Here is a 17,526-nt window from a genome sequence, read left to right on the forward strand (position 1 = left end):
TTTTTTATCTGATGTTTAAGAAATTATTCAAGTAGAAGTTCTTCAATCAATTTAGTGGTTAAGTTGATATAACTTCCATTAAAACGATGACTGAAATTTAGCAGATAATAGAGCTGATAAAGGTGTTTTCTTTCTTCAAAACCGTCTTTATCAAGTGGGAAAGTGCGGTCATAAATTTCATAGAATTCAGCTGAGAATGGTTGGAAAAGCTCACTGAATGCTAAATCACACTCTCTATCCCCCCAGTAGCAAGCAGGATCATAGGTAAAGGTTTGATTGCCTACGATCGCCGTATTTTCAACCCATAGGTTACCATGTAACAAAGAGGGTTTAGGATTATGTTTTGAAAGTTTGTATTTTACCTTTTCAATAATTAAATCAATATCACCAAAGTCTAAACCTTTATCTTTGCAGAGTTGCAATTGCCATCCAATACGCTGTTCTGCAAAAAACTTCGCCCAACTTCCATTCCATTTATTGGGCTGATACTCTGGGCCAAGCCAAGTATCAAAATCTAATCCATAGTTTTTAGTGCCAGACACTTGATGGAGTTTTGCTAATTCTTCAGCAAAATGTGGCGTTGCATTGGTTTGTTGAGTAATAGGAAGCGCTTCTAATAACAAGAAACTATGGTTTTGAGAACAGCCTACGCCATACACTTGCGGAAGTCGGATTGTATTGGTTTTGCCTAGTAGGTTTAATTGGTCAGCTTCTGCACGAAACATTGAACGATAGGACCGTTCATTCACTTTAACAAAGACAGGTTGGATTCCATCCGTAATAAGCCAAGTTTCATTTACTTCGCCACCAGGCACTTTGTTTTTTTCTTTGATGTTATAGTAAGCACCAAATTGATCAGCTAAGACTTGAGAAATTGATTTCCACATAATACGCCTCCTAGACATGGTCGATTCTTCTTCATTCTAACGAAAGCACTAAAAATTACTGTGATATATCTCAAAAAATAGCAAAAATTTTTGTCATTTTTCATCTGAAACATCAATTCAACAAGAAACGCGTGATTTTTTAATGAGTTAGTATTATCATTAGGTGTATTTTAGTTAGAAAAGATAATCAGGGGAAACTATGCAACATCTGAAAGATCTTGTTGAGAAAGCAAAATCGGCGATTGAACAAATCGAAAATAAAAGTTTAACCACATTAGATGAAATTCGTGTGGAATATTTTGGTAAAAAAGGGCATTTTACCCAACTTATGCAGGAATTGCGTAATGTTGCAGCGGAAGAGCGTCCTGCGATGGGCGCTAAAATCAATGAAGCGAAACAAGCTGCGTTAGATTTTTTAAATGCTAAAAAAGCAGAATGGGAACAAGCTGAACTCAATGCGAAATTAGAAAAAGAACGCATTGATGTGAGCCTTCCAGGTCGTAAAACAGAAACGGGTGGTTTACACCCAGTGACCATTACCATCAATCGCGTAACAAAATTCTTTTCAGAGTTAGGTTTTTCTGTGGAAACCGGTCCCGAAATTGAAAGTGATTATTACAATTTCGATGCATTAAATATCCCTAAACATCACCCAGCACGTGCTGATCACGATACATTCTGGTTTAATCCTGAATTATTACTTCGTACACAAACCTCAGGTGTGCAAATTCGTACCATGGAAAAAATGCAGCCACCTATTCGTATTATGGCGCCAGGTCGTGTATATCGTAACGACTACGATCAAACACACACACCAATGTTCCATCAAATTGAATTGCTTTATGTAGATAAAAAAGCAAACTTCACCGAGTTAAAAGGCTTATTACACGATTTCTTACGTGCATTTTTTGAAGAGGATTTACAAGTTCGTTTCCGTCCTTCCTACTTCCCATTTACCGAACCTTCTGCAGAAGTCGATGTAATGGGTAAAAATGGTAAATGGTTAGAAGTACTAGGTTGTGGTATGGTGCATCCTAATGTGTTACGTAACGTAGGTATTGATCCAAATGAATATTCTGGCTTCGCAGTAGGCATGGGGGTTGAACGTTTAACCATGTTACGCTACAACGTCACAGATTTACGTTCATTCTTTGAAAACGACTTACGTTTTTTAAAACAATTTAAGTAATTAACCGTTTGGTTAAATTGACGATAATGATTAATTTAGAACGTAACACGTTCATCAATAAAGGATACAGAGATAATGAAATTTAGCGAAAATTGGGTGAGAGAATGGGTTAATCCATCAATTTCAACAGAGCAGTTATGTGATCAAATCACGATGCTTGGTTTAGAAGTTGATGGCGTTGAAAAAGTAGCAGGCGACTTTACTGGAGTGGTTGTAGGTGAAGTTGTTGAATGTGCTCAACACCCAGATGCAGACAAATTACGTGTCACTAAAGTAAATGTTGGTGGCGACCGTTTATTGGATATCGTTTGTGGTGCACCAAATTGCCGTCAAGGTTTAAAAGTGGCATGTGCAACTGAAGGTGCGATATTACCTGGTGATTTTAAAATTAAGAAGACTAAATTACGTGGCCAACCTTCAGAAGGGATGCTTTGCTCATTCTCTGAATTAGGCATTGATGTAGATGCAGATGGTATTATTGAGCTACCGTTAGATGCACCAGTGGGTAAAAATCTACGTGAATATTTAGATTTAGATGATAAAGCAATTGAAATCAGCTTAACGCCAAACCGTGCAGATTGTTTAAGTATTGCAGGTGTTGCACGTGAAGTTGGTGTGGTGAATAAACAAGTTGTTAATCAACCACACTTTGATGCCGTACCTGCAACGATTTCAGATAAAGTTCAAATTGAATTAAAAGCGCCAGAAGCATGCCCTCGTTATTTATTGCGCGTGATGAAAAATGTGAATGTTAAAGCGCAATCACCAATTTGGTTACAAGAAAAATTACGTCGTTGTGGTATTCGTTCTATCGATCCTATTGTGGATATTACCAACTATGTTTTACTTGAATTAGGTCAACCAATGCATGCTTTTGATGCATCAAAAGTGTCTCAACCTGTTCAAGTACGTTTAGCCAATAACGGCGAAGAACTTGTTTTATTAGATGGTACAACTGCAAAATTACAGCCTAATACTTTAGTGATTGCAGACCAAACTGGTCCATTAGCAATGGCAGGTATCTTTGGTGGTCAAGCTAGCGGTGTTGATGCTGAAACAACAAAAGATGTAATTTTAGAAGCAGCATTCTTTGCACCATTAGCGATTGCGGGACGTGCAAGACAATACGGTTTACACACTGATTCTTCACATCGTTTTGAACGCGGTGTTGATTTTACGCTACAACGTCACGCAATGGAACGTGCAACAGCATTGTTACTTGAAATTTGTGGTGGTGAAGCAGGCGAAATTTGTGAAGTGGTGAGTGAGCAATATTTACCAAAAGTCAATGAAGTCACTTTACGTCGTGAAAAATTAGATAGCTTATTAGGTCATCATATCGAAACTGAAACCGTGACCGAGATTTTTGAGCGTTTAGGTTTTGCGGTGAAATATGCTAATGATGTTTGGACCGTGACTTCAGCAAGCTGGCGTTTTGATATTGAAATCGAAGAAGATCTCATTGAAGAAGTAGCACGTATTTATGGCTATAACAGCATTCCAAATAATGCACCATTAGCACATCTTCGTATGCGTGAGCATAAAGAGTCTGATTTAGATTTAAGCCGAATTAAGACCGCACTTGTTGACGCAGATTATCAAGAGGCGATTACTTATAGCTTCGTTGATCCAAAAGTACAAACTTTACTTCATCCAGAAATTGAAGCACTTGTATTACCAAATCCAATTTCAGTTGAAATGTCAGCAATGCGCGTTTCATTGTTAAGTGGATTACTCGGTGCAGTACTATACAACCAAAATCGTCAACAAAACCGCGTGCGTTTATTTGAAACGGGATTACGTTTTGTTCCTGATACCAATGCAGAATTAGGTATGCGCCAAGAATTTGTTCTTGCAGGTGTGATTACCGGTACACCAAAATCAGAATGTTGGACAGGTAAAGCAGAAACGGTTGATTTCTTTGATCTTAAAGGTGATTTAGAAAGTATTCTTTCTCTCACCGAAGTGGGTAATCGAGTTAAATTCGTGGCAAAAGCATACAGTGCATTACACCCAGGTCAATCTGCTGCAATTGAATTAGATGGAAAAGAAATTGGTTTTATTGGAACTATTCATCCACTTATTGCTCAAAAACTAGGATTAAATGGCAAAGCGGTTGTTTTTGAAATTTTATGGGATGCCATTGCAAATCGTCGAGTGGTTCAAGCCAAAGAGATTTCAAAATTCCCAGCGAACCGTCGTGACTTAGCTTTAGTTGTTGCAGATAATGTCCCTGCAGGCGATATTATCGAAGCATGTAAACAAGCCGGCGGAGAAAAATTAACACAAGTCAATTTATTCGACGTATATCAAGGCATTGGCGTTGCTAGCGGACATAAGAGCTTAGCAATCAGTTTAACCATTCAAGATAATGAAAAAACGCTTGAAGATGATGAGATTAATGCGGTAATCTCTGCTGTATTAAACGAAGTTAAACAACGCTTTAATTCGGAGCTTAGAGACTAAACAGGAGACTAACATGGCAACGATTACAAAAATTGATATTACTGAATACTTATTAGATAAGTATCAATTACAAAAAGCGGAAGCTAAAGCATTAGTGGAAGACTTTTTTGAGGAAATTCGTTTATCGTTAGAATCTGGTGGCGAAGTGAAATTATCAGGTTTTGGTAATTTTGAACTTCGTAATAAAGCTTCCCGTCCAGGGCGTAATCCAAAAACAGGTGAAAGTATTCCTGTTTCTGCGCGCCGTGTAGTGGCATTCAAGCCTGGGCAAAAATTACGTGCTCGCGTGGAAAATACCAAGCCAAAACAATAGTAAGAAAAGTGCGGTCGTTTTTGACCGCACTTTTGTCAGGGTAGAACATGAATAAGATTAAATGTGCTTTTTTAGTCGCAGGAAGTTTTTTGCTTTTTGCTTGTTCAAGTGGTGTTCGCGAAGAATATGCGATGAACTATAAAGGTCAGATTGGTGATCCGATTATAGCCATTGCCATGTTAAGCGAACAACAATATGAATGGGCGGGGACACCTTATATTTTAGGTGGGCAATCTCGAGATGGTATTGATTGTTCTGGTTTTGTGCAAAAGACCTTTATTGATCGTTTTAATATCAACCTTCCTCGAACTACGAAAGATCAAGCGGGTTACGGAAAACTTGTTCGTAAAGAAGATATCCAAACAGGCGATTTAATTTTCTTTAAAACAGGACGTGGACCAAATGGCTATCATGTTGGGATTTATGTGAAAGAAGATAAATTTTTACATGCTTCAACCAAAGGTGGCGTGATTTATTCTTCGATGAATAGCCCTTATTGGAAAAAAGCTTTTTGGCAAGTTAGACGAGTATAGTAGAAATAAAAAAAGTGCGGTTAATTTTAACCGCACTTTTTCTTTATGGATTTGTTGTAGGGCGAATGCCTAATGTGTGGCAAATCGCATAAGTGAGTTCACTACGATTTAATGTGTAGAAGTGGAAGTCATTCACGCCTTCACGAGAAAGGATTTTTACCATATCCATTGCCACACTCGCCGCGACGAGATTACGAGTAGTAGGATCATCATCTAATCCTTCATATGCTTTAGCCAACCATGCTGGAATTTTTACATTCGTAAATGATGCCATTTTTTGAAGTTGTTTGAAGTTAGTGACAGGTAGAATACCCGGAACAATTTCAGCCTCAATACCAATGGATGCACAGCGATCACGGAAGCGAAGATAACTGTCAATATCAAAGAAGAATTGAGTAATGACATGATTCGCACCTGCATCAATTTTACGTTTCAAATTGATTAAATCTGCTTGTGCTGATTTTGCTTCAGGATGAACTTCAGGGTATGCTGCAACGGAGATATCAAAGTCAGCTACGGAGCGGAGTAGTTCAACTAAATCAGCCGCATAGAAAGGTTTTTTTGCATAGCCTTTTGGCTCATCACCGCGTAATGCCACAATGCGACGAATACCGCTATCCCAATAATCTTTTGCAATTTCTTTTAATTCTTCAGGTGTTGCATCAATACCTGTTAAATGTGGTGCGGCTTCTATGCCTGTTTCTGCTTTAATGGCTTTCACGATGCTATGTGTACGATCACGTTCGCCAGAGTTTGCACCATAGGTGACGGAAACAAATTTAGGATTTAATACTTTTAAGCGATGGATGGAATCCCAAAGCATGCTTTCCATTTTTTCATTTTTAGGCGGAAAGAATTCAAAGGAGACATTAATTTTTTTGTTAGTATCAGCAAGATGTTGATTTAATGTGTTAATTTCGTTTGCGTAGCTCATAGCATGCCTTCTTACGTTTTTTATTAGAATGTACTTATCATAAGATAAGAACTAATATGCGTCAATTTCAATGATTTCATAAAAATAATGAATAAAATTAATGATTGTTTATTGTGCGTTGTATTTTAAAAGAAAATCAATTTATTTGCACAAAAAGTTAGCATTTTTTCTAAAAATAGGTATAATACGCCGACCCTGTAAATGCACGGATTCCCACCGTGCATTATTTTATCGAGATCACACTCGAAGGGGTGTAGATTAAGATCAATGGTTGTGTTTCGATATGAAACACTGGGTATCAAACTTATATTTTGGTAATTAATTAATGAAAACTTTTGTAGCAAAACCGGAAACAGTAAAACGTGACTGGTATGTGGTAGATGCGACAGGTAAAACTTTAGGTCGTTTAGCTACTGAATTAGCACGCCGTCTTCGTGGTAAACACAAGGCTGAGTACACTCCACACGTAGATACTGGTGATTACATCATCGTTATCAACGCAGACAAAGTGGCAGTAACTGGTCGTAAAGAAACAGATAAACTTTACTACTGGCACACTGGCTATGTAGGTGGTATTAAACAAGCGACTTTCAAAGAAATGATCGCTCGCCGTCCTGAAGCGGTGATTGAAATTGCGGTTAAAGGTATGTTGCCAAAAGGTCCATTAGGCCGTGCAATGTTCCGTAAATTAAAAGTGTATGCAGGTGCAGAACACCAACACGCAGCACAACAACCACAAGTATTAGACATTTAATCACGAGGTTTAGGAAATGGCAGAGAATCAAAACTACGGCACTGGTCGCCGCAAAAGCTCTTCAGCTCGTGTATTTATCAAACCGGGCAGTGGTAAAATCACTATCAACCAACGTGAATTAGACGTATATTTCGGTCGCGAAACAGCTCGTATGATCGTACGTCAACCGTTAGAATTAGTGGAATTAACTGATAAATTAGACCTATACATCACTGTTAAAGGTGGTGGTATTTCTGGTCAAGCGGGTGCAATCCGTCATGGTATCACTCGTGCATTAATGGAATATGATGAGACTTTACGTCCTGCTCTTCGTGCAGCTGGCTTCGTTACTCGTGACGCACGTCGCGTTGAACGTAAAAAAGTTGGTTTACACAAAGCACGTCGTCGTCCACAATACTCCAAACGTTAATTTTTTATTATCGTTTCAAGAAAGCAGAGAGCAATCTCTGCTTTTTTTGTGTCTGTAAAAAATAAATTAATTAAAAATTACCATTCTTTGATTTCTTGTTATGTATTTGTAATTGATTGATTTTAAAACAAAAACAAGAAAATATTGGCAATTTGGCTCTCGGTTATGTTAAAATAATCGCCCACTTTTAGTAGAAGTATATAGATTATTTTGGATCTTCGGAGGAATAAATGTCCAATGCATCAAGTAAACGTTCAGTAATGACTCTTTTTTCAAATAAAAATGACATTTACTGCCATCAGGTAAAAATTGTCTTAGCTGAAAAAGGTGTCGCTTACGAAAACGAAGAAGTTGATTTGCAAGCATTATCAGAAGATTTAATGGAATTAAATCCTTACGGCACATTACCAACATTGGTGGATCGTGATTTAGTATTATTTAGCTCACGCATTATTATGGAATATCTTGATGAGCGTTTTCCACATCCTCCACTTATGCCAGTTTATCCCGTTTCTCGTGCGAAAAGCCGTCTTTTAATGTTACGTATCGAACAAGATTGGTATCCAACATTAGAAATTGCTGAAAAAGGCACAGAAGTTGAACGTGAAGAAGCATTAAAACAGTTAAAAGAAGAATTGCTAGCGGTATCGGTTATCTTCCAACAAACTCCTTATTTTATGAGCGAAGAGTTTGGCTTGGTTGATTGCTATGTTGCACCATTATTATGGAAACTACGTAATATGGGCGTTGAATTTAGCGGTACAGGAAGCAAAGCAATCAAAGGCTATATGGATCGAGTATTTAGCCGTGATTCATTCTTACAATCTGTAGGTGAAGCTGCACCTAAAAATTTAATGGATGATAAATAATGACCCATACACCTTCTCCAAAACGCCCTTATTTACTAAGAGCCTATTATGATTGGTTAGTGGATAACGATTTCACCCCATATTTAGTGGTGGATGCTAATTATTATGGTACCAATGTGCCTGTGGAATACGTGAAAGATGGGCAAATCGTCTTAAATCTTTCTGCTGGGGCGACAGGGAATTTGCAATTAACGAATGATTTTATTCAGTTTAATGCGCGTTTTAAAGGTGTTGCTCGTGAGTTATATATTCCGATGGGCGCAGCTTTAGCTATTTATGCACGTGAAAATGGTGATGGCGTGATGTTTGAGCCAGAAGAAATTTACGATGAATTAAATCGTGAGCCAACATCAGAACAGCCATTAAGCTTTGCAGAAGCGGTAGATAAGCCTAAAACTGAAAAGAAACCACAGAAATCAGCATCTCATTTACGAATTGTGGATTAATGAAAGAAAAATAAAAGTGCGGTTAATTTTAACCGCACTTTTTTTATTTATTATTTGGTTGCAGCTTTCATATTGCGAACAAATTCGGCTAGTTCAGATAAGCACTGAGCCTGATTATCTAAGTTTCGCTCAATAATTTTTACAGTTGCAGAACCAGAAATCGCGCCTGCTGCACCTAGTTGAAGGGCTTCTTTCACTTGAGCAGGTTGAGCAATACCAAAACCTTGTAGAATTGGTGGAGCCTTGTGGGCTTTAAGTTGTTCTACAAGCGTATCTAAGTTTGCGGCATGAGCTTGATTCTCTGCGCTTGTTACACCCGCACGAGAAACTAAATAGGTATAGCCTTCGCTGTTTTCAGCAACGCCTTGTACCGTTTTAGCATCAGCATTTGGTGGGCAAATAAAGACAGGTTGAATGCCATGCTTTTTAGCTGCTTGAACATAGTCTTCTTTTGCCAATAGTGGAATATCTGCTACTAAAACCGCATCTACGCCTACCTCTGCACAACGTTGATAGAAATTATCTAATCCTTTCGCAAACATTAAATTCGCACAAAGAAGTAAGCTAATCGGAATCTCGGGATATTTTGACCGCACTTTAGCGAGTAATTTAAAGCTGTCTTCAGTGCTATGGCCCGCATTGAGCGCACGGTTATTAGCCGCCTGGATAACGGGACCGTCTAATAGTGGATCAGAAAATGGAAAGCCTAATTCCAACGCATCTGCGCCATTTTCGACTAACGTGCAAATGATCTCAAAAGAGCGATCAAATGTTGGATCGCATAATGTCACGAAAGGTACAAAAGCCCCTTCTTTTTTTGCTGCAAGTTCTGCAAATTTAGTTTCAAAACGGCTCATTATTGCATTCCTTTTTCTTTTAAAACTTTATCAACGGTGAAAATATCTTTATCTCCACGACCAGAGAGATTCACCACTAAAATTTGTTCTTTATTCGGTTCTTGATGAATCATTTTTAATGCGTGTGCTAATGCATGCGAACTTTCCAATGCAGGAATAATCCCTTCATGTTTTGCTAATTCTTGGAAAGCGTTTAACGCTTCATCATCTGTAATGCTTGGGTATTCTGCACGACCAATACTTTGCAAGTAAGCATGTTGAGGTCCTACAGAAGGGAAGTCTAATCCCGCAGAAATGGAGTAGGATTCTTCCACTTGGCCATCTTCAGTTTGCATTAAAGGTGATTTCATACCGAAATAAATACCTACTTTTGCATGACCTAATGGTGCACCATGTTCACCGCTTTCGATGCCATGACCTGCAGGTTCCACACCAATTAAGCGTACACTTTTTTCATCAATAAAATCGGCAAACATACCAATCGCATTCGAACCACCACCGACTGCCGCAATGACAGCATCCGGTAAGCGACCTTCTTTTTCTAAGATTTGACGTTTGGTTTCTTCCCCAATCATTTTTTGGAATTCACGTACAATCGTCGGGAATGGATGAGGACCTGCCGCTGTACCCAATAAATAATGGGTGTTTTCATAGTTGGCTGACCAATCACGCATGGCTTCACAGCATGCATCTTTCAATGAGCAAGAACCTTTTTGTACAGGAATCACTTCTGCGCCCATTAAACGCATACGGAATACGTTTGGTGATTGGCGTTCCACGTCTTTTGCCCCCATGTAAACACGACAAGGCATATCTAACATTGCACAAGCAAGGGCTGTTGCCACGCCATGTTGGCCCGCACCAGTTTCTGCGATAATACGTGTTTTACCCATGCGTTTTGCTAATAAAATTTGACCTAACACTTGGTTGGTTTTATGGGCACCACCGTGAAGTAAATCTTCACGTTTTAAATAAATTTTTGCTTTTGTGCCTTTGGTTAAATTACGGCAAAGGGTAAGTGCGGTTGGTCTGCCCGCATAATTTTTAAGTAAATCTTGAAATTCACGTTGGAATTCAGGATCGTCTTTTGCTTCAACAAAGGCTTTTTCTAGCTGTTGTAGTACCGGTACGAGAATTTCCGGTACATACATTCCGCCAAATTCACCGAAATAAGGATTTAAAAGGGTTGCTGACATAATATTTCCTTGTTATTTTTGAATTCTTGCGACATTAAGTGGTGCAAAGGTTTGTGCAGTAGGCATCACTTCAATGCGATTAATATTGACATGTTCAGGTTGTTGATTGAGCCATAACACAATATTAGCAATATCTTGTGGGCTGACATATTCTACATTTTCATAGAGTTTTTTAGCTCGGGCATCATCACCTTTAAAGCGGATATTAGAAAATTCAGTTCCACCACAAAGACCGGGTTCAACATTGGACACGCGAATTTGTGTACCAGCAAGATCGGCTCGAAGATTTAAACTAAATTGTTTTATAAAAGCTTTAGTGCCACCGTATACATTGCCACCTGGATAAGGATAAGTACCTGCAATTGAGCCTAAATTAATAATATGACCTGAATTGCGTTCAACCATTTGTGGTAACACAAGACGAGTGATGGTGACGAGACCTTTAATATTGGTATCAATCATTTGCATCCAATCGTCTAAACTCGCTTTATCTGCACTTTCTAAGCCTAATCCTAAACCTGCATTATTCACCAATAAATCAATGGATTGCCAATTAGAGGGAAGGGAATGGAACGCATCTTCTGTTGCTTGGCGATCTGAAATATCAAAGGCAAGAAAGTGGAAGTTTTCACCTAATTCTTGTTGTAATTGTTCTAAACGAGCTACGCGGCGCCCTGTGCCAATTACACGATAACCATTTTCAATAAGTGTGCGACAAATTGCCGCACCAAATCCGGCAGTTGCGCCGGTTACTAACGCTGTTCTTTGCATAATGCTTCCCCTTAGCAATCAGATTAATTTGATAAAATCTTATTAAAAACTGACCGCACTTTTTCGCTATCTTTCACGCCAGCGGCAGTTTCTACACCAGAATTGAGATCAACCCCTAAGCAACCTTGCTTAATGGCTTGTTCAATATTGTCAGGTGAAATTCCACCAGCCAAAATAATTTTGTGTTTCAAGTTTTCAGGAATGACGGACCAATTAAAGGTTTTTCCTGTGCCACCTTGTTGATTAGCAGATTGGCTATCGAAAATATAGCGAGTGATATTTAAATCATCAGTAAAATCAACCATACTTTGCGCTTCAGTATTCACCGAAATGGCTTTCCAAATTTGTATTTCTTCAGGCAGTTGGTGACGAAGTGCGGTAATAAATTCAGCGGTTTCTGAACCGTGTAGCTGAACGGCATAAAGCTGCAATTGTTTAGCGATTTTTACAATAAAATCAATTTCTTGATTCTGGAATACGCCCACAAAACGAAGTGGTGATGCTGTCACTAATTCTTGGGCTTGACGTAGGCTCACACAGCGTTTTGAATGTTCGACGAAAATTAAGCCGCCGTATAATGCTCCGTTTGCGTAAACCTCTTTGACATCTTGTGTGCGAGTTAAACCGCATACTTTATTTTCGCCAAAAATCACTTCACGCACAGCATTGTTTAAATCAGCACTGCCCATTAGGCTACTGCCGATTAAAAAACCATGTGCCACTTTTTGCAAATCACGAATTTGGCTGTGATTATAAATCCCTGATTCGCTGATAATACGTGCATCAGCAGGAATGCGATTGGCATATTTTTGTGTAAGTTCTACCACGCGGTTTAAATCAACAGTGAGATCGTGAAGATTACGATTGTTAACACCGATAATTTTCGCACCTAATGCAAGGGCACGCTCAAACTCTTCCTCGTTACTGGTTTCTGTCAATACGCCCATGCCGAGAGAATGTGCAAGATCAGACAATACGCGATAGGTTTCATCATTTACCACTGAAAGCATCAATAAAATAGCATCAGCTTGATAGTAGCGTGCAAGATAAACCTGGTATTCGCTGATCATAAAATCTTTGCACAATACAGGTTGTGAGACAACGTCACGTACTTGAGGCAAATAGTCAAATTTACCTTGGAAGTATTTCTCATCCGTTAGTACAGAAACAGCTGATGCATAATGTTTATACACATTGGCGATTTCATCTAAATTAAATTCACCACGAATTAATCCTTTAGAAGGTGAAGCTTTCTTGCATTCTAAAATATAAGCCGGTTTTTGATGGGTGCCTTTAGCCAACGCATCATAAAAAGAGCGGTCAGATTTTTGAATGTTTTCTTTAAATTGTGAAAGCGGAAATTCAGCTTCCTTTGCCTTAACCCATTGTGCTTTGTCTAAGACGATTTTTTGCAGCACCGTCGCAGAGTCAATTGGTTTAGTGAAATCTTGCGTGATCATAATCTTTCTTCTTATTGTGGCTTATCAAATCAGCCTTTATCTTAATATTTTGTTAAATGTTGTAGTGTCTCAAGCGCTTTGCCTGATGCAAGATGAGCCAATACATTTTGAACATTTTGTTTTAAGTCATCATGACCAAATAATTTCAGTAATAATGCCACATTTGCGGCTACCGCATTAGCATGTTCCGCTTTGCCTTTACCTTGTAAAAGTGCGGTCAGATATTGGGCATTTTCTTGCGGTTCGCCACCACGTAAACTTTCTAAAGATTGTGTTTTTAAACCAAAATCTTCAGGTGTTAAGGTGAAGTAGTCAATTTTGCCGTTTTTAATTTCTGCCACTTGCGTTTCACCATGTACGGCGACTTCATCTAGACCTGCACCATGAACCACAAAAGTATGTTGATGGCCTAATGCAACAGCGGTTTCAGCATAGGTTTTCACTAATTCAGGGGCATACACGCCAAGCAAATGATAAGTTGGGCGAGCAGGGTTAATTAATGGACCTAAAATATTAAAAAGTGTACGCGTTTTTAATGCCGCGCGAACAGGGGCAACATGTTTAAAACCACTGTGATATTGTTGAGCAAATAAGAAACATACCCCAATATCATCAAGCGCTTGACGAGCTTGTTCTGGCGCGACATTCACATTTACACCGAGAGCGGTTAATACATCACTGGCACCGGATTTACTTGATACGCTACGGTTACCGTGTTTTGCTACTTTTGCACCCATAGAGGCTGCAACAATGGCACTCGCAGTAGAAATATTAATTGTATTTTGACCATCGCCACCCGTTCCTACAATATCCGCAAAAGGGTAACCAGGTCGAGGGAATGATTTGGCATTTTGCAAGGATGCAGATACCGCACCACTTAATTCCTCAATAGTGGCACCACGTACTTTTAACGCAATCAGCATGGCAGCGATTTGTTCGTTATTCAGTTCGCCTTGCATAATGGCATTAAAAGTGACCGCACTTTCTTCTTTATTAAGTGTTTTTCCGTTGTAAAGTTGTTCTAATAATTGAGCCGTTTGCATAATCAATCTTCCTTATACGTTAAGATCATAGACTAAGTCTCGCGCTTCATCACCGGTCATACCACGGAAGCCCCAACAATGAGCAGGCTGTTCCTTAATGGTGATTTCTACATCATAGGATTTAATACCGATTTTGTATTCTAATTCGCTAAATAGCATTTTGATCAGACGTTTTTTAGTCCCTTCTAAACGTCCCTGCATAAGATTAATTTCGATTGCGATATAGTTTTCGCTACGATCTTCTGGATAGAAAAAATCTTCTTTATCCAAACACTCGAATCGAATGGTATGCTTGCCATGCGGAATATCCAAGCCTAAATTAAGACTGTCATAAATAGCCTTGGCAATAGCTTTACGACGTGGGGTAAGGGTTTCTTTTAATCCATATACGGTAATCATTTTTTCTTCCTTAATCTCTGTTTAATAACCATTCCACAGATTGTTGTAATAATTTGGAACCTTGCACAGTAAGGATGCTTTCTGGGTGGAATTGGAAAGCACAAATTGGCAAGGTTTTATGACGAATTGCCATCACGATACCATTGTAATCGGCATTGACAATAAATTCGTCAGGCAGATTTTTACCCATCAAAGAGTGATAACGAGCCACAGGCATTGGGTTGGCAATATCTTTAAACATGGCTTGGTTATCGTGTTGAATGCGCGATACTTTACCATGTAATACTTCGCCTGCATGTACAACCTCTCCACCAAAGGCTTGAATAAGCGCTTGATGGCCTAAGCAAATACCAATAATTGGCACATCATTTTTTAAACGTTCAATGAGCGGGAGTAAGATACCTGCTTCAGCCGGAGTACCTGGTCCCGGTGAGAGCGCAAGAATCGTATCCGGTGTATTTGATGCCTCTTGTACCACTTGTTCTAAATTAGTGTCATTGCGATAAATTTTTACGTTATGCCCAAGCACACGGAATTGATCCACTAAGTTATAAGTGAATGAATCAAAATTATCTAAAAAGAGAATATTAGCCATAATTTATCGTCCTTATTTTGCTTGGGTATTGATTTGTTTGATTGCTTTAAGCACTGCAGCCGCTTTATGGCGAGTTTCATCCGCTTCCATTTGAGGATCAGAATCCAACACTTCACCACAACCCGCTTGAATATGGGCAATGCCATTTTGTACAAAAGCAGAACGAATCACGATACAGGTATCAAAATGACCATCAGAGGTGAGATAGCCGACAGCACCACCGTAACTGTGACGTTTTTGCTGTTCAAATTGATAAATTAACTGCATCGCTTTGATTTTAGGCGCACCAGTTAACGTTCCCATATTCATGCAAGCTTGATAAGCATGTAAGGCATCAAGTTCAGGACGAAGTTTACCCACTACGCGAGAAACTAAATGCATAATATGAGAATAGCGATCCACTTGCATTAATTCGGCAACTTTACGTGTACCGCTTTGACACACGCGAGCAATGTCATTACGGGCTAAATCCACTAACATTAAATGTTCAGCTTGCTCTTTATGATCAAGACGTAATTCTAATTCCAAACGCGCATCCAATTCAGGGTCAATATTGCCATGCGCATCAAAACCACGCGGGCGAGAACCTGCAATTGGATAGATTTCTAATTGACGATTATCTGGCGCATATTTCAGCGCACTTTCTGGTGACGCACCGAATAAAATGAAATCTTCATCGTTCATGTAGAACATGTAAGGGCTTGGATTGTTATGTTTTAATTGCGCATAGCTCGCAAGGGTATTCGGGCATGCTAATGAAAAACGGCGAGATGGCACGATTTGGAACACATCACCAATATTAATATGATGTTTTAATGCTTTGACAATACCGATAAATTCAGGATCTTCAAAGTTGGTGCAGACCTCATCACTTGCTGCTTTAATGGAAAATACGCCATCAATATTTTTTAATTTTTGGGCAATAGAAAGTGCTGTTTTTGCGACTTCCACTTGTTCTTCTTGGCTAAAGCAAAAGCTTTTTAAGGTCGCTTGTTGGCTTTGGTGATCGATGGTAATTAAGTTTTCTGCGAGATAGAAGCTGTAATCTGGGCAGTGAATACCATCATCTTTTAATTCAACACCTTGCATTGGAATAAAATTTGCCACCAAATCATAAGCAAATAAACCACCTAAAAAGACTGGCGTGCTGCTATGTTGGTAATGGTTAGAGATTACACGAAGACCATCAAAGATTGTTGCAGCTTGTAATTTACTGTCTTCATCTAATTGATTATCGAGCGGTGCAAATTGAACAGAAAATTCATTATCAAAATTGACCGCACTTACAGTGCCGAGTTGGCTTAATACGGGATGAATTTCTTTTAACACTTGTTTACCGTTCGCATTTAGCGCTCTAAATGTCACTTGATTGCCGAAGCAAGTAATTTTAACGGCCGCATTAATTAGAATAAGACTTTGTAAGCTATTTTTACTACCAATTTCAGCAGAGTCGAGGAGGAGAGAATTTGAGTTCTGTTGGCATAATGTATTAAAAATTGCGGTGGTGTCGGCATGATAGGGGACCGGTTGAGAGGTCACCGCAATAAAAGGGGTATTTTTCATAATCAATCCTTTATTCTGAACTTTTGTACTATTAAACTAGTGCATAATGCATAAGTCAAGAGAATAATCAAAAAATTGGCGTAATTTTACAATATTTTTTTAATTTTTAACCAAAGATATAAAAATAGAGGAAGTTGATTAGAAAAAAGCCATTTCGAGGCATATCTCAAAATGGCTTATCTGGGGATTTTAGTGATTAGAGAGAGGCAACGATTTCATCAATTTTATTTCTTGCTGAACGTTGTGCTTTTTCAATCGCTTCAGCACCTAATCCGATACCTTTTGCATAAGCAAACTGAACATCGGTGATGCCAACAAAACCTAAAATCGCTTTTAAGTAATTCGTCACATTGTTGTTTTCATCATACATGCCACCAAAGCTTGCTAATACAATCGCTTTTTTATCTTTAAGTAAACCTTCAGGACCATTTGCAGTGTATTGGAATGTCACACGAGGGCGAGCGATAAAATCAAAGTAAGATTTAAGTTGTGTTGGGATGCCTAAGTTATACATTGGCGCACCAATTACAATAATATCCGCAGCCTTTAATTCAGTGACTAATTCATCTGATAGCGCTAAAAGTGCATTTTCTTCCGCTGTTTTAGGTTCGCCACGTACCGCAGTTGCCGCCGTTGCATCAAAATGGGGTAGTTGTTGCGCCGCTAAATCACGTACCACAATGTGGTGGCCATTTAATTTTTCAATAGTGTAATCGGCTAATTTATTGCTTTGAGAGTTACCAGCAAGGATGCTTGATTTTAATACTAATACGTTCATAGAGTTTCCTTTAATTTGTGTTTATCAAAAGTGCGGTCATTTTATCGGAAATTTTGAATAGATA

Annotated in this window: 19 protein-coding genes; 8 read left to right on the forward strand and 11 right to left on the reverse strand. The window is 38.8% G+C overall.

Translation table 11 applies throughout. From position 1 onward, the window contains the following. Positions 1–23: 23 nt before the first annotated feature. Positions 24–887: a fructosamine kinase family protein gene (locus tag INP95_RS07170; protein WP_197560418.1), complete on the reverse strand. Its 864-nt coding sequence runs from the start codon at positions 885–887 to the stop codon at positions 24–26. Positions 888–1,086: 199 nt separating this feature from the next. On the opposite strand from INP95_RS07170, the gene pheS reads away from it, so the two are divergent. The 4 genes from pheS to INP95_RS07190 all read left to right on the forward strand — a co-directional run bounded on the left by pheS (position 1,087) and on the right by INP95_RS07190 (position 5,388). Then, positions 1,087–2,076, forward strand: coding sequence for a phenylalanine--tRNA ligase subunit alpha (pheS, locus tag INP95_RS07175; protein WP_049365446.1), 990 nt, complete (start codon positions 1,087–1,089; stop codon positions 2,074–2,076). A 75-nt stretch (positions 2,077–2,151) separates the two neighbouring features. Then, entirely contained in the window at positions 2,152–4,542 is a 2,391-nt protein-coding gene (pheT, locus tag INP95_RS07180) for a phenylalanine--tRNA ligase subunit beta (RefSeq protein ID WP_197560419.1), read from the forward strand. Positions 4,543–4,555: 13 nt separating this feature from the next. After that, positions 4,556–4,855: an integration host factor subunit alpha gene (locus INP95_RS07185; RefSeq protein ID WP_005697518.1), complete on the forward strand. Its 300-nt coding sequence runs from the start codon at positions 4,556–4,558 to the stop codon at positions 4,853–4,855. Between the two features lie 47 nt (positions 4,856–4,902). Further along, positions 4,903–5,388: a C40 family peptidase gene (locus INP95_RS07190; RefSeq protein ID WP_049368724.1), complete on the forward strand. Its 486-nt coding sequence runs from the start codon at positions 4,903–4,905 to the stop codon at positions 5,386–5,388. A 43-nt stretch (positions 5,389–5,431) separates the two neighbouring features. On the opposite strand, the gene metF is transcribed toward INP95_RS07190, so the two are convergent. Beyond that, entirely contained in the window at positions 5,432–6,322 is an 891-nt protein-coding gene (gene metF, locus INP95_RS07195) for a methylenetetrahydrofolate reductase (protein ID WP_005697527.1), read from the reverse strand. A gap of 325 nt (positions 6,323–6,647) precedes the next feature. Here metF and rplM point away from each other — a divergent pair, with 325 nt between their 5' ends. The 4 genes from rplM to INP95_RS07215 all read left to right on the forward strand — a co-directional run bounded on the left by rplM (position 6,648) and on the right by INP95_RS07215 (position 8,800). After that, positions 6,648–7,076 carry a 50S ribosomal protein L13 gene (gene rplM / locus INP95_RS07200; protein ID WP_005628896.1) on the forward strand — a complete coding sequence of 143 codons (429 nt, stop codon included), beginning with the start codon at positions 6,648–6,650 and terminating at the stop codon, positions 7,074–7,076. Positions 7,077–7,092: 16 nt separating this feature from the next. Beyond that, the gene (gene rpsI / locus INP95_RS07205) at positions 7,093–7,485 is read left to right on the forward strand and encodes a 30S ribosomal protein S9 (RefSeq protein WP_005696173.1); all 393 of its coding nucleotides are present in this window, start codon (positions 7,093–7,095) and stop codon (positions 7,483–7,485) included. 230 nt (positions 7,486–7,715) lie between these two features. Then, positions 7,716–8,354 carry a stringent starvation protein SspA gene (gene sspA / locus INP95_RS07210; RefSeq protein WP_005696172.1) on the forward strand — a complete coding sequence of 213 codons (639 nt, stop codon included), beginning with the start codon at positions 7,716–7,718 and terminating at the stop codon, positions 8,352–8,354. Beyond that, positions 8,354–8,800 carry a ClpXP protease specificity-enhancing factor gene (locus INP95_RS07215; protein WP_049368725.1) on the forward strand — a complete coding sequence of 149 codons (447 nt, stop codon included), beginning with the start codon at positions 8,354–8,356 and terminating at the stop codon, positions 8,798–8,800. Before sspA ends, INP95_RS07215 begins: the two co-directional genes overlap by 1 nt. Before the next feature lie 50 nt (positions 8,801–8,850). On the opposite strand, the gene trpA is transcribed toward INP95_RS07215, so the two are convergent. The 9 genes from trpA to INP95_RS07260 all read right to left on the reverse strand — a co-directional run bounded on the left by trpA (position 8,851) and on the right by INP95_RS07260 (position 17,462). Further along, positions 8,851–9,657, reverse strand: coding sequence for a tryptophan synthase subunit alpha (gene trpA / locus INP95_RS07220; RefSeq protein ID WP_197560420.1), 807 nt, complete (start codon positions 9,655–9,657; stop codon positions 8,851–8,853). Next, positions 9,657–10,853 (reverse strand): tryptophan synthase subunit beta, encoded by a 1,197-nt coding sequence (gene trpB, locus INP95_RS07225; protein ID WP_197545535.1) that lies wholly within the window; start codon positions 10,851–10,853, stop codon positions 9,657–9,659. The genes trpA and trpB overlap by 1 nt, the downstream gene beginning before the upstream one ends. A 12-nt stretch (positions 10,854–10,865) precedes the next feature. Beyond that, positions 10,866–11,624, reverse strand: coding sequence for an SDR family oxidoreductase (locus INP95_RS07230; protein ID WP_197545536.1), 759 nt, complete (start codon positions 11,622–11,624; stop codon positions 10,866–10,868). A gap of 23 nt (positions 11,625–11,647) precedes the next feature. Beyond that, on the reverse strand, positions 11,648–13,084 hold the full coding sequence (trpCF, locus tag INP95_RS07235; protein WP_197560421.1) for a bifunctional indole-3-glycerol-phosphate synthase TrpC/phosphoribosylanthranilate isomerase TrpF: 1,437 nt from the start codon (positions 13,082–13,084) through the stop codon (positions 11,648–11,650). A gap of 41 nt (positions 13,085–13,125) precedes the next feature. Further along, a complete protein-coding gene (trpD, locus tag INP95_RS07240; protein ID WP_197545538.1) occupies positions 13,126–14,127 on the reverse strand; it encodes an anthranilate phosphoribosyltransferase in 1,002 nt (333 codons plus the stop codon). A 12-nt stretch (positions 14,128–14,139) separates the two neighbouring features. Then, complete coding sequence (locus tag INP95_RS07245; RefSeq protein WP_049380813.1) at positions 14,140–14,526, reverse strand: tautomerase family protein; 387 nt, start codon at positions 14,524–14,526, stop codon at positions 14,140–14,142. A gap of 10 nt (positions 14,527–14,536) precedes the next feature. Beyond that, positions 14,537–15,121, reverse strand: a complete 585-nt coding sequence (locus tag INP95_RS07250; protein ID WP_111327241.1) for an aminodeoxychorismate/anthranilate synthase component II — start codon at positions 15,119–15,121, stop codon at positions 14,537–14,539. Positions 15,122–15,133: 12 nt separating this feature from the next. Next, positions 15,134–16,684, reverse strand: coding sequence for an anthranilate synthase component I (trpE, locus tag INP95_RS07255; protein WP_197560422.1), 1,551 nt, complete (start codon positions 16,682–16,684; stop codon positions 15,134–15,136). A 196-nt stretch (positions 16,685–16,880) separates the two neighbouring features. Beyond that, positions 16,881–17,462 carry an FMN-dependent NADH-azoreductase gene (locus tag INP95_RS07260; protein ID WP_197560423.1) on the reverse strand — a complete coding sequence of 194 codons (582 nt, stop codon included), beginning with the start codon at positions 17,460–17,462 and terminating at the stop codon, positions 16,881–16,883. Positions 17,463–17,526: the final 64 nt, after the last annotated feature.

The organism is Haemophilus parainfluenzae (genome assembly GCF_014931375.1).
Lineage (GTDB): Bacteria > Pseudomonadota > Gammaproteobacteria > Enterobacterales > Pasteurellaceae > Haemophilus_D.